This window comes from Litorimonas haliclonae, from assembly GCF_965138505.1.
Lineage (GTDB): Bacteria > Pseudomonadota > Alphaproteobacteria > Caulobacterales > Maricaulaceae > Litorimonas > Litorimonas haliclonae.
Genome location: NZ_CBCSCO010000003.1, coordinates 388276 through 413084, shown reverse-complemented (window position 1 = coordinate 413084; position 24809 = coordinate 388276). Strand labels below are relative to the sequence as shown.

At 49.9% G+C, this 24809-nt stretch carries 26 protein-coding genes; 17 read left to right on the top strand and 9 right to left on the bottom strand.

The genetic code is table 11. The features are described 5' to 3' along the window. The first annotated feature begins 91 nt into the window (after window positions 1-91). The 6 genes from ACNA05_RS09330 to ACNA05_RS09305 all read left to right on the top strand — a co-directional run bounded on the left by ACNA05_RS09330 (window position 92) and on the right by ACNA05_RS09305 (window position 7162). Window positions 92-1234 (top strand): Ppx/GppA phosphatase family protein, encoded by a 1143-nt coding sequence (locus tag ACNA05_RS09330; protein ID WP_415811204.1) that lies wholly within the window; start codon window positions 92-94, stop codon window positions 1232-1234. Continuing rightward, window positions 1231-1992 carry an RlmE family RNA methyltransferase gene (locus tag ACNA05_RS09325; protein ID WP_415811203.1) on the top strand — a complete coding sequence of 254 codons (762 nt, stop codon included), beginning with the start codon at window positions 1231-1233 and terminating at the stop codon, window positions 1990-1992. The genes ACNA05_RS09330 and ACNA05_RS09325 overlap by 4 nt, the downstream gene beginning before the upstream one ends. 86 nt (window positions 1993-2078) lie before the next feature. Further along, entirely contained in the window at window positions 2079-3536 is a 1458-nt protein-coding gene (guaB, locus tag ACNA05_RS09320) for an IMP dehydrogenase (RefSeq protein ID WP_415811202.1), read from the top strand. 113 nt (window positions 3537-3649) lie between these two features. Continuing rightward, complete coding sequence (locus ACNA05_RS09315; protein WP_415811273.1) at window positions 3650-4948, top strand: RsmB/NOP family class I SAM-dependent RNA methyltransferase; 1299 nt, start codon at window positions 3650-3652, stop codon at window positions 4946-4948. After that, entirely contained in the window at window positions 4945-6525 is a 1581-nt protein-coding gene (guaA, locus tag ACNA05_RS09310; RefSeq protein WP_415811201.1) for a glutamine-hydrolyzing GMP synthase, read from the top strand. The genes ACNA05_RS09315 and guaA overlap by 4 nt, the downstream gene beginning before the upstream one ends. 37 nt (window positions 6526-6562) lie before the next feature. Continuing rightward, entirely contained in the window at window positions 6563-7162 is a 600-nt protein-coding gene (locus tag ACNA05_RS09305) for a glutathione S-transferase N-terminal domain-containing protein (RefSeq protein ID WP_415811200.1), read from the top strand. Between the two features lie 57 nt (window positions 7163-7219). Here ACNA05_RS09305 and ACNA05_RS09300 read toward each other — a convergent pair whose 3' ends face one another. From ACNA05_RS09300 to ACNA05_RS09265, 8 genes are all read right to left on the bottom strand, one after another. Beyond that, a complete protein-coding gene (locus tag ACNA05_RS09300) occupies window positions 7220-8842 on the bottom strand; it encodes a DEAD/DEAH box helicase (protein WP_415811199.1) in 1623 nt (540 codons plus the stop codon). Between the two features lie 92 nt (window positions 8843-8934). Continuing rightward, on the bottom strand, window positions 8935-9519 hold the full coding sequence (gene aat / locus ACNA05_RS09295; RefSeq protein ID WP_415811198.1) for a leucyl/phenylalanyl-tRNA--protein transferase: 585 nt from the start codon (window positions 9517-9519) through the stop codon (window positions 8935-8937). 53 nt (window positions 9520-9572) lie between these two features. Beyond that, a complete protein-coding gene (locus tag ACNA05_RS09290) occupies window positions 9573-10055 on the bottom strand; it encodes a sterol desaturase family protein (protein ID WP_415811197.1) in 483 nt (160 codons plus the stop codon). Next, window positions 10052-10801: a fatty acid desaturase gene (locus ACNA05_RS09285; protein WP_415811196.1), complete on the bottom strand. Its 750-nt coding sequence runs from the start codon at window positions 10799-10801 to the stop codon at window positions 10052-10054. Before ACNA05_RS09285 ends, ACNA05_RS09290 begins: the two co-directional genes overlap by 4 nt. Continuing rightward, window positions 10801-11889, bottom strand: a complete 1089-nt coding sequence (locus ACNA05_RS09280; protein ID WP_415811195.1) for an ABC transporter permease — start codon at window positions 11887-11889, stop codon at window positions 10801-10803. The genes ACNA05_RS09285 and ACNA05_RS09280 overlap by 1 nt, the downstream gene beginning before the upstream one ends. After that, the gene (locus ACNA05_RS09275; RefSeq protein ID WP_415811194.1) at window positions 11886-12836 is read right to left on the bottom strand and encodes an ABC transporter ATP-binding protein; all 951 of its coding nucleotides are present in this window, start codon (window positions 12834-12836) and stop codon (window positions 11886-11888) included. Before ACNA05_RS09275 ends, ACNA05_RS09280 begins: the two co-directional genes overlap by 4 nt. Window positions 12837-12838: 2 nt before the next feature. Next, the gene (locus tag ACNA05_RS09270; protein WP_415811193.1) at window positions 12839-13762 is read right to left on the bottom strand and encodes a polyprenyl synthetase family protein; all 924 of its coding nucleotides are present in this window, start codon (window positions 13760-13762) and stop codon (window positions 12839-12841) included. Window positions 13763-13788: 26 nt separating this feature from the next. Next, complete coding sequence (locus ACNA05_RS09265) at window positions 13789-15999, bottom strand: exonuclease domain-containing protein (RefSeq protein ID WP_415811192.1); 2211 nt, start codon at window positions 15997-15999, stop codon at window positions 13789-13791. Between the two features lie 222 nt (window positions 16000-16221). Between ACNA05_RS09265 and nrdR the strand changes: the two genes are divergently transcribed. Genes nrdR through thiL form a run of 7 tightly spaced genes read left to right on the top strand, consistent with a single transcriptional unit; the run spans window position 16222 to window position 21088 of the window. Beyond that, entirely contained in the window at window positions 16222-16707 is a 486-nt protein-coding gene (gene nrdR, locus ACNA05_RS09260; protein ID WP_415811191.1) for a transcriptional regulator NrdR, read from the top strand. A 6-nt stretch (window positions 16708-16713) separates the two neighbouring features. Beyond that, complete coding sequence (locus ACNA05_RS09255; RefSeq protein WP_415811190.1) at window positions 16714-17373, top strand: RibD family protein; 660 nt, start codon at window positions 16714-16716, stop codon at window positions 17371-17373. 17 nt (window positions 17374-17390) lie between these two features. Next, the gene (locus tag ACNA05_RS09250) at window positions 17391-18026 is read left to right on the top strand and encodes a riboflavin synthase (RefSeq protein WP_415811189.1); all 636 of its coding nucleotides are present in this window, start codon (window positions 17391-17393) and stop codon (window positions 18024-18026) included. Next, entirely contained in the window at window positions 18023-19165 is a 1143-nt protein-coding gene (ribB, locus tag ACNA05_RS09245) for a 3,4-dihydroxy-2-butanone-4-phosphate synthase (RefSeq protein ID WP_415811188.1), read from the top strand. Before ACNA05_RS09250 ends, ribB begins: the two co-directional genes overlap by 4 nt. Before the next feature lie 5 nt (window positions 19166-19170). Then, a complete protein-coding gene (locus ACNA05_RS09240) occupies window positions 19171-19605 on the top strand; it encodes a 6,7-dimethyl-8-ribityllumazine synthase (protein ID WP_415811187.1) in 435 nt (144 codons plus the stop codon). After that, window positions 19605-20090, top strand: a complete 486-nt coding sequence (gene nusB, locus ACNA05_RS09235; protein WP_415811186.1) for a transcription antitermination factor NusB — start codon at window positions 19605-19607, stop codon at window positions 20088-20090. The genes ACNA05_RS09240 and nusB overlap by 1 nt, the downstream gene beginning before the upstream one ends. Before the next feature lie 2 nt (window positions 20091-20092). Next, complete coding sequence (gene thiL, locus ACNA05_RS09230; RefSeq protein WP_415811185.1) at window positions 20093-21088, top strand: thiamine-phosphate kinase; 996 nt, start codon at window positions 20093-20095, stop codon at window positions 21086-21088. A gap of 18 nt (window positions 21089-21106) precedes the next feature. Here thiL and ACNA05_RS09225 read toward each other — a convergent pair whose 3' ends face one another. Continuing rightward, window positions 21107-21616, bottom strand: coding sequence for an outer membrane protein assembly factor BamE (locus ACNA05_RS09225; protein WP_415811184.1), 510 nt, complete (start codon window positions 21614-21616; stop codon window positions 21107-21109). 94 nt (window positions 21617-21710) lie between these two features. Between ACNA05_RS09225 and ACNA05_RS09220 the strand changes: the two genes are divergently transcribed. From ACNA05_RS09220 to ACNA05_RS09205, 4 genes are all read left to right on the top strand, one after another. Continuing rightward, window positions 21711-22244: a ubiquinol-cytochrome C chaperone family protein gene (locus ACNA05_RS09220; RefSeq protein ID WP_415811183.1), complete on the top strand. Its 534-nt coding sequence runs from the start codon at window positions 21711-21713 to the stop codon at window positions 22242-22244. A 100-nt stretch (window positions 22245-22344) separates the two neighbouring features. Continuing rightward, on the top strand, window positions 22345-23397 hold the full coding sequence (gene plsX, locus ACNA05_RS09215) for a phosphate acyltransferase PlsX (protein WP_415811182.1): 1053 nt from the start codon (window positions 22345-22347) through the stop codon (window positions 23395-23397). Continuing rightward, on the top strand, window positions 23397-24356 hold the full coding sequence (locus ACNA05_RS09210) for a beta-ketoacyl-ACP synthase III (protein ID WP_415811272.1): 960 nt from the start codon (window positions 23397-23399) through the stop codon (window positions 24354-24356). The genes plsX and ACNA05_RS09210 overlap by 1 nt, the downstream gene beginning before the upstream one ends. A 106-nt stretch (window positions 24357-24462) precedes the next feature. Beyond that, entirely contained in the window at window positions 24463-24780 is a 318-nt protein-coding gene (locus tag ACNA05_RS09205; protein WP_415811181.1) for an integration host factor subunit alpha, read from the top strand. Window positions 24781-24809 lie beyond the last annotated feature (29 nt).

Sequence of the window (24809 nt, the reverse complement as noted above, 5' to 3'; positions counted from 1 at the left end):
CCGCTTTTAATCCGTTACCGTCTAAGGGAACAGACAGTGAGGCGCTCGGTTTTTACCTGAAGCGACCCTGTCATAAAAATGAGAGCAGACCATGCCGGACCAAAAATCGTCCGGATCCGCCTCCTCATCGGCAAAGGGCCATGAGCGACGGAGACGGTCAGGGCGACCCCGCAGACGAAGCGGAGAGAAGCCCGCCACATATGCGGCCTTAGATCTTGGTACTAATAATTGCCGTCTTTTGATTGCAAAAGAACTGAGCCATGGGTTTCAAATCGTTGACAGCTATTCGAAAGTTGTTCGATTAGGGCAGGGGCTTGCCGCTTCCGGCCAGTTATCCCAACAGAGTATGGACGCCGCCGTGAATGCTTTGGGCGTTTGCGCACGGAAAATGAAATCCAAAAATGTAAAACGATGGCGCTGTATTGCGACCGAAGCCTGCCGCCGGGCCGGGAACGGCGAAGAGTTCCTGTCACGGGTCAAGAATGAAACGGGTATCGCCTTGGAAATCATTTCTGCCCGGGTGGAAGCGCGTCTGGCAGTCATGGGGTGTCTCAACCTTATAGACCCGACCAAGGATGTAGCTCTCGTTGTTGATATTGGTGGGGGCTCCACGGAACTTAGCTGGGTGGATATTCGCAAATTGCGGGATCCCAATCACAAAATGAAGACCCACCGTCCGCCGATTAGCGCTTGGGCGTCTTTACCTATCGGCGTCGTCACGCTTTCTGAACGCATACCTGAAACCGCGGACCGTGAGAGCTGGTATGAAGATATGAAGCAGTTTGTCAGAGACACGATTGCGGAAAAAGCGTGCGACACGCGTTTCACGCGAGCTTTCGAGGACGGGAAGGGACATATTATCGGGACGTCTGGGACGATCACCTCTCTGGCGGGAATTCATCTCAAACTCCCATATTATCAACGGGATAAAGTCGATGGGCTTTGGTTCCGCTCACGCGATGCCGTAAAAGTTGCCCGTAATATGGCGAGCCGTAGTCCTGACGATCGAGCGAAAGAGCCTTGTATCGGACGGGACCGAGCGAAATTGTTGGTAGCGGGCTGCGCTATTACGGATGTAATCTGTGAAATGTGGCCTAGCAAAATGATTCGGGTTGCGGATCGAGGTCTGCGCGAAGGTATGTTGATGGGGCTTATGAATCGGCAGCAAACAATTCGAACTTTGCCCGATAATGATGAAGTCCCCCCGAACGATGAAGCAGAGGCCGCAGAATGAGCAAACCTCCAAAAGATACACGTCCGCGCCGCATGTCGGGCGGAAAGCCATCGGCGCCGAAACGGGGGCGCCGTACGCCTAAGGCCGAGCAAGATAATGCAACCCGCATGATGCACAAAAAGGTGAAGACCGCACGCGGGCGAAAAATTTCTTCGAAGCTTTGGATCGAACGCCAGATTAATGACCCCTATGTGCGCGAGGCCCAAATTAAGGGATACAGATCCCGGGCGGCTTTCAAGTTAGAAGAGCTCGATGATAAGTTTAATCTTCTGAAACATGACAGCCTCGTCGTAGATCTGGGCTGCGCGCCCGGAGGTTGGGTGCAAATTGCCCTGAAGCGCGGCGCCAAACGCGTTGTTGGCATTGATATTCTGCCTGTCGATATGGTCGCGGGCGCAGATTTGATAGAATATGATTTTATGGAAGAGGATGCTCCTGAGAAGATAAAAACCTATCTGGATGCCTCGCCGGATGTTGTTCTGTCTGATCTCGCGGCCAATACGACCGGTCATAAACAAACGGACCATTTGAAAACCGTCGCGCTGGTCGAAGCTGCCGCAGATTTTGCAATGCGAACTTTGCGGCCAGGAGGCCATTTTGCGTCAAAAGTGTTTCAAGGCGGGGCTGAGTCTTCCTTGCTGAATGAGCTGAAATCGCGTTTCCAGACGGTGAAGCATTTCAAGCCGGAGTCATCACGAAAAGGAAGTCCAGAGATTTATCTCGTCGCGTTGAACTTGCAAAATCCCAAAACAGACTGATTTATTAACAGCTCCTTACGGTTTTCTCTTTGCGAGTGCGAAGGATTCCTGATAACCCCCGCCTGCAAAAGAGATAGGAGACTCCCATGGAGATTCGAGAAGGGTTAACCTTCGATGATGTCCTTTTGCAGCCCCAGGCTTCTGACATCGTACCCGCTGACGCCACCCTTAAAACGCGTCTGACAAAAACGATTACGATTAACGTGCCCTTGGTCAGTGCGGCTATGGATACAGTTACGGAAGCCCCACTGGCAATTGCCATGGCTCAGACGGGCGGAATTGGCGTAATACACCGCAATCTTTCTATCGAAGAACAGGCCGAAGAAGTCCGTAAGGTAAAGCGGTACGAATCCGGGATGGTGGTCAATCCAATCACGATTGGCCCTGAGGCAACTCTGGCTGATTTGCGTACGTTAGCTGGCCATCACAGTATTTCCGGTATTCCTGTTGTCGAACCTAGCGGAAAGCTAGTCGGTATCGTCACCAATCGCGATGTCCGCTTTGCTGATGAGCCGTCTGTGTTGGTCAAAGATTTGATGACCACGGATTTAGTGACTGTAAAAGAAGGCGCATCCGAGTCAGAGGCGAGGGCGCTATTGCACACCCATCGGATCGAACGGCTTTTGGTCGTAGATGATGCTTATAATTGTGTTGGACTAATTACCGTCAAAGACATGGATAAGGCCGAGAGCTTTCCCAATGCCTGCAAGGATGAAAAAGGTCGATTGCGCGTCGCTGCGGCCTCCACAGTGGGGCAGGCGGGATATGACCGGGCGGTCGCTCTGATCGAAGCAGGAGTTGATGCCGTAGTAATTGATACGGCTCACGGACATTCGTCCAAAGTATTGGACGCGGTCAGGCAATTAAAAACGGATTACCCAGACGCACAGATTATCGCCGGGAATATCGCAACTGCGGCAGCGGCAGAGGCGCTTATTGACGCTGGAGCGGACGCTATTAAAGTAGGAATTGGCCCAGGTTCTATCTGCACAACACGCATCGTTGCAGGGGTGGGCGTGCCCCAGCTGACAGCGATTATAAATGCCTGTTCCGTCGCCCATAAGGCGGGCGTACCTGTCATCGCTGATGGCGGTATCAAATATTCAGGGGATATGGCCAAAGCCCTCGCGGCCGGGGCAGAATGCGCCATGGTAGGCTCTCTCTTGGCCGGCGCTGAAGAGACCCCCGGGGAAGTCTTCCTCTATCAAGGGCGGTCATATAAATCCTATCGCGGCATGGGCTCTGTCTCTGCTATGGCGAGAGGGTCAGCGGATCGGTATTTCCAAAAGGAAGTCAACGACTCCATGAAACTTGTCCCCGAAGGCATTGAAGGCCGCATAGCTTATAAAGGTCCCGTCGGTCCTATCTTGCACCAATTGATCGGCGGCATACGGGCCGCAATGGGGTATACAGGATCTCGCACGATTTCCGAGCTTCATAAAAACGCGGAATTTGTCAAAATATCTAATGCGGGATTGCGCGAAAGCCATGTCCATGACGTTCATATTGCGCGCGAAGCGCCCAATTATTCAATGCCCACCTAATGCAGAAATTAACACATTTCAGTCCGTAGTAGCGCTGCATTCTGATGGTCCTTACTGCAGACATCTATCTAAATACTCAGCAGAATACTATTTTTGGAATTTCAGGTAAATTTATGAGACTTGGCGGACGAATACAGGCGGCGGCGGAAGTTCTAGGAGATATTCTGGAACGCAAAACACCTGCAACTATGGCTCTCCGTGATTGGGGAAAGAAACACCGCTTTGCAGGTTCGAAAGACCGTTCTGCCATTGGAAATTATGTGCATGATGCCCTACGTTCAAAAAGTTCAATCGGGTTTCGTATGGCAAGTGAAACGCCGCGAGCGCTTGCATTAGGGGCCGCTGTTTTCAGAGGCGGTCATACCGTTGATGATCTAATAAAGGAATTTGCCGAAGACCAACACGCGCCCTCAAAATTAAGTGCCGAAGAGCAGAAACGCTTGAAGGGTTCTATTCAAATCGACTCGGCGCCTGACTGGATAAAAGCGGATGTGCCGGAATGGCTTTGGCCGATGTTCGAAACCAATTTTGACGAAATGGCCGTTGCGGAAGGCCAAGCTCTTACCGCACGCCCGCCTCTCGACCTTCGTGTGAATACTATTAAAAGCAAGCGGGACAAAGTTTTGTCCTCCCTGAAAGCCAAGGGGCTTAAAAAAACCGAAATTTCTCCTATTGGTCTGCGCGTTGAGGCTCTTGAAGGGGATGCCCGTCTGCCAAATGTTCAGATTGAACCGGAATATCAAACAGGGGCGATAGAGATTCAGGATGAAGGATCTCAGATTGTCAGCCTGCTGGTTGATGCTAAGCCCGGCGAGAAAGTGCTTGATTATTGCGCCGGAGGAGGCGGAAAGTCTCTCGCTCTGGCTGCAGACATGGAGAACAAAGGTCAGGTATTTGGATTTGATATAGATAAGCGCCGGCTCTCTCCGCTGTATCAGCGAGCGCAACGTGCGGGCGCGTCTGTCATAGAAGTGCGTCAGCCACCTTCGGAAAGCCTCAAAGACTTAGTTGGGAAAATGGACCGGGTTTTGGTCGACGCGCCCTGTACCGGAGTCGGAACATGGCGTCGTAAACCGGACGCGAAATGGCGGTTATCAGAAGACGCGTTAGAAAGACGTAATAACGAGCAGAGATCAGTTTTGAAAAGCGCTAAAGGATTTGTGAAACCTGATGGGGGACTGTTGTTTTACGTGACTTGCTCCATGCTTGCCGAAGAAAACGAAGCCCAAGTTTACGCCTTTCTTGAAGAAAACGAGAACTTCACTCTGCTGTCGGCAGGGGAGGTTTGGGAAGAAAAATTTGGCGTAAACGCTCCGAAACCTTGGTCGGCGGACGGGTGCACCCTGACATTGACGCCAGCGGCGACAAATACTGACGGCTTTTTCTTTGCCGTTATGGAGAGAACGAAATGACAGATACGCATGAGCTCGTTACCGAACAACATGAGCAGTTGCTGATTATCGACTTCGGATCTCAAGTGACAAAGCTTATCGCCCGGCGAGTAAGAGAAAGCGGCGTTTACTCTGAAGTTCACCCTTATAACCGTGTCGATGCGAAGCTGCTTAAGTCGTTCAATCCGAAGGCTATCATATTGTCTGGCGGGCCGAGCAGTGTAACTGGTATTGGAACCCCCCGGGCCGATGAGGCTATCTGGACATTAGGCGTACCTGTCTTGGGGATATGTTATGGTCAACAGACTATGTGTGCGCAGCTAGGCGGCTCGGTTGAGGCGTCGAACGACCAAGAATTTGGCCGCGCTGATCTAAGTATCGTTAAAGACTCCCCTCTTTTCGCCGGATTGGCGAAGGTTGGCGCGGATGAACGTGTCTGGATGTCTCACGGAGACCGCGTGAGTAAAATGCCAGAGGGCTTTGAAATTATTGCAAAGTCTCCGAATGCACCTTTCGCCGCAATTGCGGATGAGAGCCGTGATTTCTATGGCCTGCAGTTCCATCCAGAAGTTGTTCATACCAGAAATGGCGCAATGATACTTCGCAACTTCACGCATAATATTGCTGGCTTTAAAGGCGACTGGACAATGTCTGCCTTTAAGGACGAGATGATTGTCGCGATCCAAAAACAAGTGGGCGAGGGGAAAGTCATTTGCGGTCTTTCTGGCGGAGTCGATAGTTCAGTCGCCGCGATTCTTATCCACGAAGCCATCGGGGACCAGCTCACCTGCGTTTATGTTGATACGGGCATGATGCGCAAAGGGGAGAGCGAACAGGTCACGTCTCTCTTCCGCGATCACTATGACATCAACCTCATTCATGTCGACGCAGGGGAAGAGTTTCTGGGGCTACTCGAAGGTGTTAGCGACCCTGAGCAAAAGCGGAAAATCATTGGCGGAACCTTCATCGATATTTTTGAACGGGAAGCGAAATCTATTGGAGGAGCTAAATTTCTCGCTCAGGGCACGCTTTATCCAGACGTAATTGAAAGCGTGTCTTTTGACGGCGGACCGTCTGTGACGATTAAATCCCATCACAATGTTGGCGGGCTTCCGGAACGTATGGATTTGGAGCTCGTGGAACCCCTTAGGGAACTCTTCAAAGACGAAGTCCGAGCTTTAGGGCGTGAATTGGGACTTCACGCAGATTTCGTTGAGCGCCATCCGTTCCCAGGACCGGGCCTTGCTATCCGCTGCCCTGGAGAAATAACGGCTGAGCGCCTGAATATACTTCGTGACGCCGATGCGATATATCTAGACCAAATTAGAAAGCACGGCCTTTACAATGATATATGGCAGGCTTTTGCCGTGATACTGCCTGTTAAGACGGTGGGCGTCATGGGGGATGGCCGAACATATGACTATGTCCTCGCCTTGAGGGCCGTAACCTCCACTGACGGAATGACGGCTGATTACTATCCTTACACTCACGAATTTCTTGGCGAGACGGCTACTCGAATCATCAATGAAGTGCGCGGCGTTAACAGGGTGGTTTATGACGTAACATCAAAACCCCCCGGAACAATTGAGTGGGAATAGTCAAAATCTTTTTCTAGGCTAGGAGAGTAAGCGCGTAATGAACCTTTTCTGTCATCCGATTTCTCCTTATGCCCGCAAAGCCATGATTTTGGCCCGCTATCACAGGCTAGAAATAGCTGAAACTCGACCCGAGAAAGAGGGGGCTAAGGGCTACATAGCGGGTGACAACCCGCTCGGTAAAATCCCGGCTTTGGAATGGAAACCCGACCAGTATTTATTCGATAGCCCTGTCATTTGCGAATATCTGGATAGCCTAGGAAACGCTCCCTTATTGCCGAAATCAGGAGACGCGCGTTATTTGAACCTCTGGCAGCATGCTCTTGGCGACGGTTTATCCGACGCAGTTTACAATTATCGGCAAGAAACAGTCAGGCCTAAGAGCTTGCATTGGGATGAGGCGATAAATCGCCATGAAACGGCTATTGTCCAGTCAATCGAGACGCTTGAGCGTATTTGTAAATGGATTGATGGGCCTTGGACGTATGGTAATTTGGCGATTGTTTGCGCGCTAGATTACGCGAGTTATCGAGCAGGACATCTGAATTGGCAAGACCGGGCCCCGGGGCTAGAAAATTGGAAGTCAAATTTTGAAAATGATCCGCATTACACAGCTACATTCGGATACGAAACGGCTTAACGACTTCTGACGTTTTGAGGCCTTTGACGGTTAGGGTCGTCGTTTTTGTTTCTCGACTTAAACCTTGAAAAAGTCTGGCATATTTCCACCAAAGCCTGTGTCTTTATTGTGAGGTAAACCATTTCGGTCACGCCCTTTATTTGAAGACTTTCCTTTTGAGGAATCAGAGGTTTTTTTATCTGACGACTTTGAGGGAGATTTCGAAGGTGTGGATTTAGAGCTTTTCTTCTTAGTATTGCTCTCTGCTTTCAAATCTGTAGGCTCTTTTTCTGACGTCTTGTCAGAGTTGTTCTTAGTTGGCGCTTTCCTGCGAGAGGGTTTAGCTTTTTTCTCTTCCTTTGGAGCTTCCGAAGGGGGTGAAGATTTTGACGATTTATCAGAATTATTGTCTTTAGACGTATTATGCTTGCGATTTGAGCCCTTGTCGCCGCGGCGGCCTTTGCGATCACCTTTGCGTCCGCGGCCTTTTTTGCGGCCTCCGTCTTTCGGGAAATCCTCAATGCCGGGCACGTCAATTTCTTCGATCCCATCAACTTTCAAGAGATTGAGAATATCCTGATAGTTGTTTTCATCCAATCGGGCGACGAGCATGATGGTATCGCCCTCGCGGCCCGCCCGTCCTGTCCGGCCGATTCTGTGGACATAATCCTCGGAGTGATTAGGCACGTCATAATTGAAAACATGACTCACACTTGGAACGTCGAGCCCTCGTGCAGCCACATCACTGGCGACAAGATATTTTATTTCGCCGTTTTTAAATTTATCCAGAGTCTCGGTTCGAAGGGACTGCGATAGATCGCCGTGAATTGGCGCCGCCGATTCACCGTGAACCGTCAGAGATTTTGCAACAATATCGACGTCGCGTTTGCGGTTACAAAAGATTATCCCGTTATCGACATCTTCCTGCTTCATAATCCAGCGAAGCGCCGTACGTTTCTGTTTAGAGTCAGAAGAAGGCATTCGGATAATGCGTTGGCGGACGGTTTCAGCCGCAGAGGATTGGCGCGCAATTTGTACCGTAACGGGCTGATGTAAGAACTGATCAACCAGGCGCTTAATCTCACTCGCCATGGTTGCAGAGAAAAACAGAACCTGACGCGTGAAAGGCGTCATTTTGAAAATCTTCTCAACGTCGGGGATAAAGCCCATATCCAACATTCGATCGGCTTCGTCGACCACGAGAGTCTGCACGCCCGTCATCAAAATTTTACCGCGCTCAAATTGATCCAAGAGACGTCCTGGAGTCGCAATGAGAATATCTACGCCCTTGGAAAGTTTACGGTCTTGCTCGGCAAAGCTTACGCCGCCAATTAAGAGCGCCATTTCAAGTTTCAGATATTTACCGTATTGTTCTACATTTTCTGCGACCTGCGCGGCAAGTTCCCGCGTGGGACAAATGATAAGACAACGGGGCATACGTGCTCGAGCGCGGCCTCTTTCGAGTTTGTGTAGAGTAGGGAGGACGAAGGCACCGGTTTTACCCGTACCAGTCTGGGCTATACCCAGAACGTCGCGTTGCTCCATGGCCGCAGGAATAGAGCGGGCCTGAATAGGAGTCGGCTTTTCATGGCCCATATCATCGAGTGCCTTCAGGATTTTAGGCGCGAGGCCTAACTCCTTAAAGGTAATCGTGATTTCTTCGTCCGCTGGGACTTCTTCAATATCTTCGGAGGCGCTCAAACAGTGTCAACTTTTCGACAAATAATGGCGGCTATATCCGCCCGTTTCTTCTGCGCGCAACATATACAGGCAAAGCCCTACGTCAAGTCGAGTCATCCGCTTGAGTTTTCTCTTGATAATGCGCTGACAGGAATAGTCATTTGGGGAAAATGAGCGATTTTTTCAAGAGCGGTCGAAAGCCTGCGTTGGTATTCGGCACGGGAGATTTCGACGCCCCCGAGACTGGCCAAATGAGGCGTCAGAAATTGAGTGTCTAAAAGCGTAAAACCTGCCTCTGTTAGTGCCTTGACCAGAGCTACGAGGGCTACTTTGCTCGCGTTGGTCTTATCAGAGAACATGCTTTCGCCAAAATAAGCGCCCCCTAAGCAAACGCCATATAAGCCCCCCACAAGGGTCTCTCCATCATAAACGCCAACAGAATAGGCGCATTCGGCTTGATGTAGTGCGATATAAAGGTGCTCCAGACCTTCGCTTATCCAAGTGCTTTCCCGCCCGTCATCGGGTGCGGCGCAAGCACGGATTACAGAGACGAAATCATTATTGTATTTTACGGTCCAATTCGATTTGCGGATAAACTTCCGCAAAGACCGGGAGATATGCAAACCATCCAATGGGATGATGCCGCGTTGATCCGGGTCCATTAGAAAAACTTGCGTGTCCGACCGGGAATCCGACATGGGAAACACCCCGCGCCTGTAACATTCCAACAAGGCAGATGGTCCAAAGGTGTTCATGAAATCATTTTGCGCTGATTTGATTTCAGCTCTGCTTTGAGCTTGCGGACATCTCCGGCATATAAAAATCCAAATGAGACCGCTCCATCCCGATCATGCGTCGCGTGATGAAGGCGGTGTGCTTGGACCAATCGCTTCAAATATCCGCCTTTGGTATGAATGAAGAAAGGCCACCTCTGATGTACTAATCCGTCATGAACTAGGCCGTATAAAACGCCGTAAAGAGTCAGTCCCAGGCCTACCATCCAGAGGGCGGGATACCCCACGGAGCCAACAATGAATAATGCGGCCGCAATAACGCTAAAACAAACGGCGTAGAGGTCGTTTTTCTCAAAGACGCCTTCAGTTTCAACGTGATGGCTTTCGTGCCAGCCCCATCCCCAGCGGGAATGCATTACATATTTATGAATAACCCAAGCGAAGACTTCCATTCCGACAAGGCTCAATATCACAATGAAGGTCGCGACATACCAACTCATGATGCGTTCTTTTCAAACTTTCGGCACGGCAGGCGCCACCACGGCTCATGCGGAAAAAGGTGATGTTCATGGTGATAGCCGAAGTGAAAACAGGTGAGCAGTGAAAGCCAACGCGGATAGCTGTTCGTTCTGGCATTATGGTGATCGGCGAATTCGCCAGCGTGTCTATGAGTGAGATACGTTCCAAAATAGAAGAGCTGAATAGAGGACAAAATGGCCGGAACGGCCCACATCACAATGGTGTTGAGGTAGTTTGCTCCAAATATAAAAATATAAGCGAGTGTAAATCCGAGAAGCACGGCGAGTTGTTTCCAGCCGAAATAATGCGTGAAGAATTTCACATACCAAGGCCAAAACTGATGAGGGTTATCAAGATTGAAATCCGGGTCCCCGTCGCGGCCTGAATTATCGTGATGGGCGTGATGGGCGGCTCTCATAGATTTCCAGCTAAACCCAGCATAGATGAACATGATCCCAGTTCCGAGCACAGCGTTTACTTTAGGCCGGTTCGGCGCGAATGAGCCGTGCATTGTATCATGCGCGATAATGAACATACCCGTATACAGCCAGCATTGCAGCGCAATCAAACCAAGCGTTTGCCAGAGTGGGGCGCTTAGAGCATGGAAAAAGACACTGTAAATGTGCACCGTAGCCCATGACGTCACGACAAGGAATCCGAGAGGGAGTCCCCAATTCAATCGCCGGGACTCCAGCTTATCAGAGTCTGATTTCAGGCCTGCGTTCACTATACTCTCATCAGTTTATGCGATAATATTGCCGCTAATCCCAATAGCACAAATGCAGATACAAATATAACGCTCCACACAGACCAAAGGGAGAAGACCGACTGTCCCCGTGCGAGCAGACCGTAATACCCTTCTATCACCCAGTAGTTTGGAGTAGCGATACCGGCGTTTTGTAGCCAGCCCGGCATCATGAAGCGCGGCACCATGGAGCCGCCGACGGCCGAGAACAGTAAAACGACAAAGGTCGAGACCGTGTGCATCTGGGTTTGGGTCGCACAAAGCGCAGCGGTAAAAAGGGCGAGGCCTGACGCTAGCATAGCCGTGCCAATAGACGCTAAAACCAGTCCGCCTAGAAAAGGCAATATCTGAACGCCGAAGAACAAGTTTGCAACCGCGATGATAACCACGGCTTGTAACACCCCTATTAACGTCAGAAATAGAAATTTTCCGGTCAGCATAGCTAGAGCGCCGCCAGGCCCAACCATTAAGCGTTCAGATATGCCGGAACGTCTTTCATCTATTGATATCGAGGCTCCCTGCATGGCCGCAAACATAAGAAATAAAATGGCCGTCGCCCCAATATAATAAGTAACGGATTTATCCGCAGGGCCGTTGATATTTGATGTTTCAGGGAGTGCCGAAATTGTTGTAAAAATATCCTGACTTGCACCGCTATTATCTGCCAGAATTTGGCGGATTTGTCCCTTTACTACGGTGGCAGCCACTTTTCGGCTTGGGTCTTCCACAATTGTCATCTGGGGCCGGGCGCCATCTTGGGGAGATATAACCAGCCCAACATCCGCTTGGCCAAGTTTGACTTGTTCCTTTAGATCCCCGCCGGACCATTTTTCATTTTCGAGAATGTCAAAAGTGGCCTCAACCCGGAGGGTGTCCGCTAAGGCTATGACGGCTGGGTCCTCTCCGACTGCTGAGAAGGCCACGCGCAAATCCAAGGATCCGCCTGACGCGGTTGAAAATATCGCGGCAAATATAGCAAAGATAAATCCAGGCAGAACAAAAGCCAGAACCAAAGCCCCTTTGTCTCGCCAGAGCCGGAGTCCCATCGTTTTGAGGACGGCATAAATCACACAATCAATCCCTTTTCGGCTTCCACATGGTGCATGAGAGCCGTCAGACCAGGACGCCGAATAGAGATTTCCCTCACAGTGTCTGTCTGGTCTTTGAGTGTCTCAATCAATCCGGTCATAAATGCGGGCTCACTTAGGCGGGTGGTGGCTATCCAAACCTCGTCTGAGTCTGACCGTTCAAACTTAAACGAGCGCATCGCTTCGAGCGTTTCCGGAGAGGGAGAGCTCGCAAATCGGAGAATGACGTTTCGCGTCTTTCCAAATTGTTGAGACAAAATGCTTAGCGCCGAGTCGAAAGCTAGTTTTTGGCCGTCCAAGAGGAGCAAAATCTTGTCGCAAAGCGTCTCGGCTTCCTTGAGTTCATGTGTGACAAGAATAACCGCTTTGCCCAGTTCGGCTTGCCGGCGGGCTAATCTGTGCAGCTCGTCGCGGGCAGGGATGTCGACCCCCGCAGTGGGCTCATCAAAAATGACGATTGCCGGGTCGTGCATAATGGCAGCGGCGACATTGATGCGCCGCTTCATTCCGCCTGATAAATCCTGAATCAGACTGCTTCCCTTCGAGGTCAAGCCGACCGCTTCTAGGGCCTGTTCAATGCCCTGAACGCGCTTATCTGATTTTACACCCAGCAATCGGGCGATAACATCCAGATTTTCTCTGGCCGTAAGCTGGGGATATAACCCAATATCTTGAGGCACCAAGCCGATTTTGCGTCGTCTATCCTGCCCGCGTTTTAAGGGTTGTCCTGCAACGAAAATCTGACCTGTCGATCCAACGCGGCCGCAAAGTGCTTTTATAAAGCTGGTTTTCCCGGCTCCGTTCGGGCCTATCACCCCGACTAATTCGCCTTTTTTTACTGATAGGCTTAGACTTTTTAGGGCCTGAAACTCTCCGTAGGTAACGCTCAGGTCTTTAACCTTAAGTGATGGCGTGCCGGTGTGAGACATCACTAGACGTCATTTAGGAAAGCAAATTGACGGTCAATCACAGATTCAAGCAAGGTAGAGTTCTGCAAACCTGCGCGGTGAAGGGCGCCTTTGGCAGAGGAGAGATAAGTTTTGAGAGTCTGTTTGGATTCTTCCGAGCCCAGTAAAGCGAGAATTGTTGCCTTACCCTCATCTTTACCAACGGATTTTTGCGCTTGCTTGTCGTCCATGAGACTGTCTTTCAAGTCGTCCAAAAGCTGAAAGCCAAGACCGAGGTGATAAGCGAAGTCCTTTAACTCTTCTTTTTGCCCCACTGTAAGCTCCGTCAAAATTGCGGCGCTGTAGATCGTAAATTCGAACAGAGCGCCGGTTTTAAGACGGTTTAAGCGTTCGACATCCTGAAGATTGGTTTGAGCGTCATCATTTGCCAGGTCCGCCATTTGTCCCGCGATTAGCCCGGTGGAGCCGACTGAATAAGACAATAAATCCACTAAAGCGATACGGATTACTGGGTCAATGTCTCGCAAGCGGGCCAATACTCCAAAGGCCCGATTTAGAAGGGAGGTCGCGCTTAAAATCGCTGTGCTTTCATCAAAAGCAATATGTGTGGTGGGATTGTTACGGCGCAAGGCGGCGTTATCCATGCACGGAAGGTCATCCAAAATCAGAGACGCGGCATGTACCATTTCGGCGGCGCAGCCGACATCTATAGCTGCTTGACGCTTTGCGATGTCCTTTGAGGCGCCCTGGGCAATCAAGACACAAAGCAAGGGACGAAAGCGTTTTCCGGGAGATAAGAGCGCGTGGCGCTGGGCGGCATGAAGTTTGACGGGCCAAGTTTGATCAGAAGGTATGAGATCGGAGAGTCGATTTTCGATTTGTGCCTGTAATGGGCTTAAATCTTGGGGGTCAGCGATTTCCAGAACGTTTGTAGACGGTTTCTTCACCCGAGTCTCCCTTTGGAAACGGCTTATCAGTCACCGTTTTGCAAGGCAATCCGCTTCTCATTGACCATCTTGAGTAATTCTGCCGCGGCTTGCGCATCGCAAAGGGCGCGGTGATGACTTTTCAAATCAATTTCAAACTCTTGGCAGAGGTTCTTAAGGCTATATGAGCGATATCCCGGATAGAGTTTCCGCATGGAAGAACAGGTGCAAATCTTAGGGTGGCGGAATTTTCGATCAATCATCTGATATTCAGTGGAAATAAAGCCATAATCGAAATTCACATTATGCGCAGCAAAAATGGCGTCGCCCATAAACTCGGCGAAACTATCAGCAATATCAGCAAATAACGGTGCTCGCGCCACCATAGACTCATCAATGCCTGTGATGCGGGTGATGTTCGGCGGAATGGATCGCTGCGGATTTATCAGGCTTTGCCACTCATCAATAACTTCCCCACCACGCATTTTGACGGCGCCAATCTCGGTCAAACGATGGAGCCCGGGCCGCCCGCCTGTAGTTTCAACATCCACAACGACATAGGTTTGGTCCGGATCTATGTGCCAGCCTAAACGAAGGATCTCCGCTTTATACCCGGCCGACTTCAATTGTCGAAGCCGAGTGAGTTGATTGCGCCGTAAGACATCGCCCTCAGCTTTGATTTCAACAAATCTGATCTGTCCATGTTCGATGAGCATGAGGTCCGGGAAGCCGCTTTTGGTCGAGATGTAGTTTTGCGCCATTTGGCGTAAAACCGACGTCAATGCCCCTTCCGGTGAATGAGTCATCAAGGCTTTAATCCTATCCAATGACTTTCCGCCCCAGGTGAAAACGCCATTTTCCTCTTTGTAATGGCGAGTAAGGGTTTTCAAAAGTTTCAATAAGGTTGCTGATACATGGGATAAATCCGCGAGTTTCTCCTCAATAGAGGATTTGTGAGTCTCATAAAAACTGCCCGTTTTTAGGCTGTCTGGAAGTCTCCAGCTGCGCTCCACACCTTTTCCATAAATTTCGTCCCAAAACAAAAGCCCAAAGAGCATTTGCCAAGGACGGTTTTCAGTCCTGTAAGCCTCAATTCCTTGTTCTTTGAAATGCCTAAGAGCGGCTTGTTCAGGGGTGTGGCGAAAAGCTTCATCCAGAAACAGAATTTCGCTTTTCCGTAGCAGATCGGTTACGACGCTTGTGCGCTTTTTTTCAAATTTACGGGCATAAAAGTCTTCGGCGAAAGCGTGCTCCTCATCACTTTCCGGGTTTTCGATCGCCTCCTCGAGCCGTTGTTCAACCCAATCTCTATCTCCATCAGCGTTTCGGGAATATCGAATGCGAATAATACGCTCGTTACAAAGCCCGCTGTCGGAGCGCTCGTATAGGGAGAGCGCAGATCCAATGTCGCCTTGACGTTCGCACAGTCCCCCTAGTTTTAGGAGGAGTTTTCCCCGTTTTACAGAGACTGGTCCGTCCACAGACCCCGGCCAGTTATCCACTGTTTCAATTAGGTTTTGAATCTCGTTGTCATCATCATCTTTAAAGCTCTGCAAAGCAGAGGCATAAAAGTAAGCTGTTTGGGCGTCTTCCAGACCACAGAATTTGAGGTGCGCGGCATCAGAGCGGGCAGGGCGGACAAGGCCTAACTCCTTCAAGGTTTTGGTTTGCAGACTAGTTTCTATTCGGCCGAAATATAAAAATAAGAGGTAGTTGAATGCTTTTAACCGTGACTGAACGATATATCCGTCGGGAATATCGACGTCATCAAAATCCATCTGTTTGCAAGCAATGTCTATCAACCGCGCCTTCTTCCAAGAGCGCTTGAATTTGGTTTCGCAAACCCTGTCTAGCATTAAACTTGTCAATTCCGGCTTGGTCAAAGCGCTTAGATAAGATCGGATATCTTTGCTTTCGATTAGTCGGACGAACCCCCGTTCGCGTAATAGGTCAAATTGACCTGGAATATCTTGAATTTCGGAATAATGCAGGTGGTGGAAATTAAAAACCGTGCCTTTACGCCCGGCAATGCGAGCATAGGCGCACTGGGCGGGAAAGGGCAGGGACTCAAAATCTCGGATAAAATTGGTATGCTCTGTCGCCATCAATTTTGTATGGCGCGTACTGACATGGGTAAGCATGTCGCAAAAAGTCTTGTGATAATAGTATTGAGGCAGTTCTTTAACTGTCCACTGCCGACCCTCGGAGGCGCGGCGAAACCGTCTCTGCTCTGCGCGGATGTAGCTATGCGCTTTCAAAACTGATCTTCTCCTCAAGCGGTACAAAGCTTATCAACCTTCTTATCCACAGTCTTGCAATCAGACCAGTCGAAGAACAAAGGTTGAACAACCTTGTGAATCGAGGCAAGACATAAATCAAGGCTTTTTGTCTCTATATGCAGTATCTAAATCCTTGCTGATCAAGGCGTTAAACACGGCCTGAATATTGCGACGTCAAAGAAACTGTGATACCTGCCGCCGATGCGTTGCCCATTTTGCTCCTCTGAAAACACTCAGGTGAAAGACAGCCGACAGGCCGAAGATAATTCAGCGGTTCGGCGGCGTCGGTTATGCGCTCAGTGCGGAGGTCGGTTTACGACCTTTGAACGTGTTCAACTTCGAGAGTTGACGGTCATCAAAAAATCAGGTCGCCGGACGCCCTTCGATCGAGATAAACTTGCCAGGTCGGTTATGATAGCGCTCCAAAAACGCCCTGTCGAAACAGATCGTGTAGAACAAATGATAAGCGGCGTCGTTCGTCAGTTGGAAAGCATAGGGCAGGCGGATATTACCTCCGATCAGATCGGGACACTGGTGATGGAAGGGCTCGCAAGGCTCGATGATGTCGCCTATGTGCGATATGCCTCAGTGTATAAAGACTTTCGCGCAACGCAGGACTTTGAAACCTTTATTGAGAGTGAAAAACTCCAGCCTGACATGGAACAGTCCGACAAAGAAGAGGAATAATCTGGTTTGCATCGGCCTCTCATAACCCTGAAACTCGCCACGTCCTTAGACGGCAAAATTGCTCTGGCAAATGGGCAATCCGAATGGATTACGGGCGAAGTCGCGCGCAAGGAAGGGCGTAAACTTCGTGCCCGACATGACGCTATCGCGGTCGGGTCCAATACTGCGGTTACGGATAACCCTCAGCTCACGACGAGAATTACTGGCGAACCCGATCCAGTGCGTGTGATCTTTGATTCCCAATTAAGAGTGTCACCCGACTCTAACCTTGCTCAAACTGCCTTTGAAACTCCGACCTATATTCTGACGCGCTCTGATGAAGGAAATGCGGCTATGAAGCTGAAAGATTTAGGGGTTCAGTTAATTGTTGTCCCTTATGAAAAAGGACTAAGCCTGCCACACGCTCTGGACAGCCTCTTTAACCTCGGAATTCGAACGCTTTTATTGGAAGGCGGCGGAACGCTGGCAGCTAGTTTTCTGCGTGAGAGCTTAGTCGATACAATTGAATGGTTTAGGGCGCCGGTTATCCTTGGCGCAGAAGCCCGGCCTGCGATAGGCGATCTGGGGCTAACGAATATAAACGCAATTTACCGTTTCGAGCGCACAGACTTGAATGAAGTCGGTTCGGATATATGGGAACGTTACGCCTTGAAATCAGCTGATTAAGCGTCACATAAACGGATATGTTTACAGGAATTATCACAGATATAGGCCGTGTCGTCTCAATCGACCGAGACCAGAGCGGAAAGCGCTCTGAATGGGGAGATACGCGCATCGTTGTTGATAGTCATTACGATTGTGAAACAATTGCGATTGGGGCCTCTATTTCCCACGCCGGAGCTTGCATGACGGTCGTGGAGAAAGAGCAAACGGCACAAGGGTGTCGCTACGCCTTTGATGTTTCGGATGAAAGTCTCGACAAAACCACACTGAAAGGTTGGAGTATTGGGCAAGAAATGAATCTAGAACGCGCCATGACGGCTACCGATGAGTTAGGAGGGCATTTGGTCACGGGCCATGTCGATCAGATCGGCGCTTTGCTGACCAGGGAGCCGCTCGCAGGCTCGCTCAAACTTGTTTTTAGTGCGCCCCCGGAATTAATGTCTATGATTGCGCCGAAAGGCTCCATCACCATTGATGGCGTCTCGCTAACTGTAAATGCCGCTGACAAGGTGTCATTCAGCGTGAATATTATTCCTCATACCGCAGAGGTGACAACCCTTGGTCAATTACAGCCAGGCGACAAAGTAAATCTGGAAATAGACCTGATAGCCCGCTATGTGGCGCGTTACCTGTCGCAAATGAAAGACAAATCGTGACTGACTTGAAACGCGCCGAGGCGGAAGAGGTTTACAACCTCGCAACGCCAGAAGAAATTATCGAGGATGCCCGCAATGGCCGGATGTATATCCTGGTAGATGCTGAAGATCGGGAAAATGAGGGGGACCTCATAATTCCGGCCCAGTTCGCAACGCCTGATGCCGTCAATTTCATGGCGAAGTATGGGAGAGGTTTGATTTGTCTTGCACTGGAAGAAACCAAAGCAGACGCCCTCGGGCTTCGCAATATGAGCGCCGAAAACCAGTCTCGGTTTGAGACGGCTTTTACCCAGTCCATCGAAGCCCGCGAAGGGGTGACGACGGGTATCAGCGCCGGCGACCGGTCACATACTATCCAAACAGCGATTGACCCGGAGTCCCGTAAGGATGATATTGTATCCCCCGGCCACATGTTCCCCATTATTGCCAGAGACGGCGGCGTTATGGTGAGAACAGGTCATACCGAAGCGTCTGTCGATATTTCCAGAATGGCCGGGTTGAACCCGTCTGCTGTGATTTGCGAGATCATGAATGATGATGGAACAATGGCCCGTTTGCCTGATTTGGTCGGCTTCGCCCAGTTTCATGGTCTAAAAATCGGGACGATTGAAGATCTGGTGAAATACCGGATGAAGAAAGACCACTTCGTCAAACACATTGCCTCGTCTGAATTTACGTCTCAAAATAACGACTCTTTCCAAATTCATATTTATCAAAATTTCCTCGACGGCTTAGAACATGTCGCTCTAAGCAAAGGCGAACCTGACCCCAACAAAGAGTCACTGGTTCGGGTGCACAAAGTCGATTTTGCCGGAGACATTCTTTACGAAGACAGTCCTCGGTCCGGCCTCATTTGGGACGCTATGAAAGACTTAGCCGCTTATGACGGTCATTCTGTATTGGTGTTGATCCGCGAAGGCTCTATCGACACGCTGCTTGAACGGCTCGGCGCTCACAAATCCTCTATTGACCGCAAAGAACAAAACATTCGAGAATATGGCGTCGGCGCACAAATTCTGGTAGATCAAGGCGTCAAGAAAATGCGGTTGATTACAAACACGATGCCGAAGCTTATTGGTCTCGAAGCCTATGACCTCGAACTCGTCGGTATCACACCACTTAAGAATTCTAAGGTCTAATCAGAATGAATATTCTTGTCATCGAAGCCCGATATTATAAGGGCGTTTCCGACGCGCTCTTGGAAGGCGCTCTTGCGGTTTTACAAGAAGCAGGCGCGTCTATCACCAAACTCACCGTACCCGGTGCGCTGGAGATTCCACATGCTATCGCTTATGCCGAGGCCGGGTCTCAAAATTTCGATGGCTATGTTGCTTTGGGCTGCGTTATTCGCGGGGAGACCACCCACTATGATTATGTGTGCCAGGAATCCGCGCGTGCTTTGATGGACCTTGCCGTCGATAAAGCGCTCGTTATTGGCAATGGTATTATTACGGTTGAAAACGAAGATCAGGCTTGGGCCCGCGCGAAATCTAACCAAAAGGATAAAGGGGGCTTTGCAGCCAATGCCGTCCTTGAAATGATCCGAATTAGAACGGCTTTATCAGAGCCAGCAACATAATGGCTGGCGCAAACCCAAAACACCGCCGCGCCGCTCGTATCGCAATTGTTCAAGCGCTTTATCAGATGGACGTTGCAAACGCCCCATCTAAAGCGGTTGTAAGAGAATTTCTAAACCATCGGTTCGGCTATAGTGATGAGCCTGGCATGGTTCGAGCGGATGAAACGTTCTTCGAAGAAATCATCGAAGGAGTTGTTGTTTCTCAAGAAGCGATTGATAAAAAAATTAGCTCTCTGCTGCCGGAGAAATGGCCGCTTCGCCGCCTAGATTTGACGCTACGAAGTCTTTTACGCGCCGCCGCCTATGAAATGATCCGCCGTCCGGATATTCCCGCGCTTGTAATTATCAACGAATATGTGTCTATCGCGGCTGACTTTTTCGACGGGAAAGAGCCTGGCATGGTCAATGGTATCCTGGATAAAATTGGCAAAGAGGTTCGGGGTGCTGAATTCGGACTAATTGGCGAGTCGGCGAAAGAGACCTGAGTTTGGACGAGTTCGATTGGATTCAAACTTATCTCGCCCCTCTTGCAGGGCCAGAGGGCCTGAAACTCCTAGACGATGCAGCCCTTTACACGCCCAGTGATGGTCAGGATTTAATTCTGACGCAAGACAGCCTGATTGAGGGAATCCATTTTTTACAAGGCGAATACGGCGCGGGCACGGCCAGTCGATTGATGGCCGTAAATCTTTCAGACCTCGCCGCAAAAGGCGCTCGCCCGGTGGGTTATCTTTTGTCTGTCGCTTGGCCGAAACATCTTAGCTCTTCTGATCTTAAAAGATGGATGCACGCGTTTTCCAAGGGATTGAAAACGGAACAGGACAGATTCGGGTTTTCTCTGTTTGGCGGCGATACGGTGAAAACCGAAGGGCCTATGTCCATCAGCGCCACCTTTATCGGGGTTGTTCCTCGCGGAAAGGCTGTCTTGCGGTCTGGGGCCCAACTTGGAGACGATATATGGGTCACCGGGACGATCGGAGATGCGTATTTGGGCCTGCAATTAGCGCAAAAAACACCCGAAACTTTGAAACATGGTCCAAGTCGAGAAGACCTCTGGGTTTGGGAAGAAGCCTTCCGCCACCCAACGCCAAGACTGTTGTTTCGAAAAACGCTTCGTCGTTACGCGACCGCCTGTGCAGACATTTCTGACGGTTTATTGTCCGAAGCGGGACATATTGCCAAAGCCAGTCAAAAGTCTCTTTCCGTCAAATTAGCAGATATTCCCCTAAGTAATGCCTCTTTGAAATGGTGCACCGCAAAAGCGGAGGAGGCGAGGCGAGTGGAATTGGCAACAAATGGCGATGATTACGAGCTATTGTTTACGGCTAGACCGGAAGACGCGGGTCACATCCTGACAGGCGCAGACAAAATCAATTTAGCTGTCACGAGAGTTGGAAAAGTTACCGAAGGAGAAAGCGTTCACTGCCAAGGTCTAAAGGGGCAGCAATTGCCGCTCCAAAAATTAGGCTACTCTCACAATTAGCTAATGAACGCCGGGCTTCTAGCGTCCGCCGCCAGGGCCGCCCGGTCCACCTGGAATATCCTGATTGCCGCCGCCAAGACGATCAGTCGGGATCCGGCCAATTGTACCGAAAATTTGTTCGAGGACGGAGAGTTCCCGTCCTCGTGTCGGCGTTTTACGGCTGACGTAATCGACATATTGTCCGTCTTCAATGCCGTATTCGGCCACTTGCGTGACTTGCCCGTCCAGATCGAATGTAATCGCTGTTATGCTGCGGTCTTCGATTTTAGGCCGCAAATAAGCATAACGTTGACGAACGCTATTCATGTAGAACCAGATGTCTTCGTCCAGATCCTCATCAAATGTGCTCTTGATAGATGGGTTTCCTAAACGTGCCAAAACACTGGCTTTCGTATCCGTTTCAGGGTTTACCGCCTGTGGTTTGGCTTCGGTCGCGACATAGCCATGCGTCCGCAAAATAGGGTTGCACGCAGTGAGTGAGAGCATCAAAGCTCCGAAACACGCTGTTTTAATAAGGTTAGAGGTCATATCGCCACTTTTACTTCTGTCTGAACGCGCTAAGACCTAACCAAAGCGCTGCCCACTGGCAAGACAGATACTGTGTTAAACAAAGGTTAGATTTATGGGGTTTATGACTCGGCTATTCGGACGCAATGATACGGTGAAACGCGATGCTGCGCTCATCTATACCAAGCTCATGCAACAATCCCGTAATCCGCATTTTTATGGCGGGGGGCGTTTTCCTGATAGTTATGATGGCCGAATAGATGTTCTTACCCTCCATATGGCTGCTGTCCTAGAGGCCCTAAGATCCTTCGAAGAGCAGGGACAGCGCCTCTCACAAGCTTTGTTCGACCATATGAAAGATGATTTTGAAATTGCTCTCAGAGAAGAAGGTATTTCCGATACAGGGGTAAAGAAACGCATTAAGCCTATGATTCGACTCTTTTATGCCCGTGCGAAAGATTATACCGAAATGTTGCCGAAAGAAGGTATAAAATCGGTTGCGTCCTCGCCTTACGCTGAAACGGAAGATGAATTGTCCGTCGAGTTCCTGGATCATCTTCAAATCTATAGTGTCACTTTCCGCCAGTCGCTTTCACAAAAATCACTCGGGCAAATCGCTTCGGCGAAGTTTGATTTTCCACCGCTTTAAGCTCTTTCAAGTGATTTTAGATTAATAAATAGGCATGAGTGCTCACCTTGGCTATAGCGGGGCGCTCGGCTATAGCGGCACGAGAGAGTAAAGGGACTTTATGCTAGACGGTCTAATAGTTTCGATTGATGCGATGGGCGGGGATGATGCGCCTGAAATCGTTATCGAGGGCATCGAATATTTTTTAAAACATGAGGGCAAGGGCCGCCGCGCGCGTTTCCTGCTGCATGGAGATCAGCCGCGTCTGGATAAGTTGCTTAAAAAAAATCCGTTAACCCGCGAACGCTCCGAGGTTTGCCATAGCCCAACCGAAATCGCGATGGATGAGAAGCCATCGCAAGCTCTTCGCAAAGGCAAAGGCACAAGCATGTGGAACGCTATTTTAGCCGTGAAAGAGGGCCGTGCTAACACAGTCTTATCGGCTGGAAATACAGGTGCTCTCATGGCGATGTCCATGCTTCAATTGCGCCGTATGCACGGAATTCAGCGTCCGGCTCTCGCGGCTAACTGGCCTCGCCCGGAAGGCATTAGCGTTGTCCTGGATGTAGGCGCTAATGTTGAAGCCACGGCGTCTCAACTTGCAGAGTTTGCTGTTTTGGGGGACGCTTTTTACCGGGCGCTTTTCAAAAAAGAACACCCCTCGATTGGCCTGCTTAATGTCGGTACAGAAGATCAAAAGGGGCACGCGGTTATCAAAGCCGCCCATGAACGACTAGCAGAAAGCGATATTGGCCTAAATTATAAAGGATATGTCGAAGGAAATGATATTTCATTCGGCAATACAGATGTGGTCGTAACGGACGGTTTCACAGGGAATGTTGCGTTGAAGACAGCTGAAGGCACTGCAAAGCTTATTGGGAAGTTTTTTAATGAAGCCCTCCAAGGTAACCCTTGGTCGAAATTTACGACCATGTTGAACAGCGTTGCCTTGATAAAGCTGAAGAAGCGGATCGATCCGCGTGGCGTGAATGGGGGCGTGTTTTTGGGGCTGAACGGCATAGTGATAAAGAGCCATGGCGGTACGGATAAAGTCGGTTATTCCAATGCTTTGAATGTCGCAATTGGCTTGGCCGGAAGTAATTTCTTGGAAGAGATTGAACGCGAGGTTGAACGCCTCCATGACGAAGACGACAATATTGGATTTATCGAATGATGCGCCGCGCTGTTTTAAAAGGGATTGGGGGATACCTCCCGGACCATATTCTCAAGAACGAGGATTTGGACAAGTCACTGGATACCAGTGATGAATGGATAAGAGAGCGGACAGGAATTCATCAGAGACATATCGCAGCAGAAGGTGAGACCACATCTGATTTAGGATATGAAGCAGCTGTTAAAGCACTTGAAGATGCCGGATTAACAGCTGATGATTTAGATCTGATTGTTGTTGCGACGTCGACGCCGGATTATACTTTTCCTTCAACGGCGACCCTAATTCAGGAACGTCTTGCCATGACCCATGGCGCTGCTTTTGACCTTCAGGCGGTATGTAGTGGGTTTCTTTATGGGGTCAGCGTCGTTGATTCTATGATCCGCTCCGGCGCGGCGACTACCGTATTATTGATCGGTGCTGAAACATTTTCCCGGATTTTGGATTGGGAAGACCGTTCTACCTGTGTCTTATTCGGCGATGGCGCTGGCGCTATGGTTTTCAAGGGCGAAGAGGGAGGCGATAAAGGCGTTCTGGATCACCTCATTCGTTCCGACGGACGATACCGTGAAATGTTATATGTAGATGGCGGCCCGTCCAAAACCCAGACAGTTGGCAAGCTCCGAATGTTGGGTAATCAGGTCTTCAAACATGCTGTGACGGAAATTGCGGATGCAATGAGATCCTGCGCCGATAAAGCGGGAGTGCCGATATCCGATATTGATTGGTTTGTTCCGCATCAGGCCAATCAACGCATTCTAAATGGCGTGGCGAAAAAGCTAAAAATCGAACCGTCCCAAGTTATATCGACGGTTGCTCTTCATGCGAATACCTCTGCGGCCTCAGTCCCGTTGGCTATGCTCAGCGCGGTCGAGGACGGACGTATAAAGCCAGGTGACTTGGTTATGTTGGAAGCATTCGGCGGTGGATTTACGTGGGGCGCTGCCCTATTGCGGTATTAAACGACTTTAAATTTACCAAAAAGCAATCTAAGCCGGAGCTAAGTCTAGTCTTTTTAATATTTCGCTTGCGCCGCGCTAGGCAGATTTGCTTTAAGGGGACATGGTTATGGAGATCCAAAATCCTGGAACAGTCACGCGGGCCGATTTGGCCGAAGCGGTTTATCGCGAGATCGGCCTCTCGCGCTCCGAGAGCGCCGAACTGGTTGAATCTGTTATCGATTATATCTGTAACTCCTTGCTTAACGGTGAGCATGTCAAATTAGCCGGATTTGGGACTTTCTCGCTCCGCGACAAAAAAGAGCGCATTGGTCGTAATCCTAAAACAGGCGAAGAAGTGCCTATCACTTCCCGTCGCGTTTTAGTTTTCAAACCGTCTCAAGTTTTGCGCGAACGGGTCGATTCGTCATTGACCCCAAAAAAGTGATACACTGAATCATACAGAAATTGATTCGG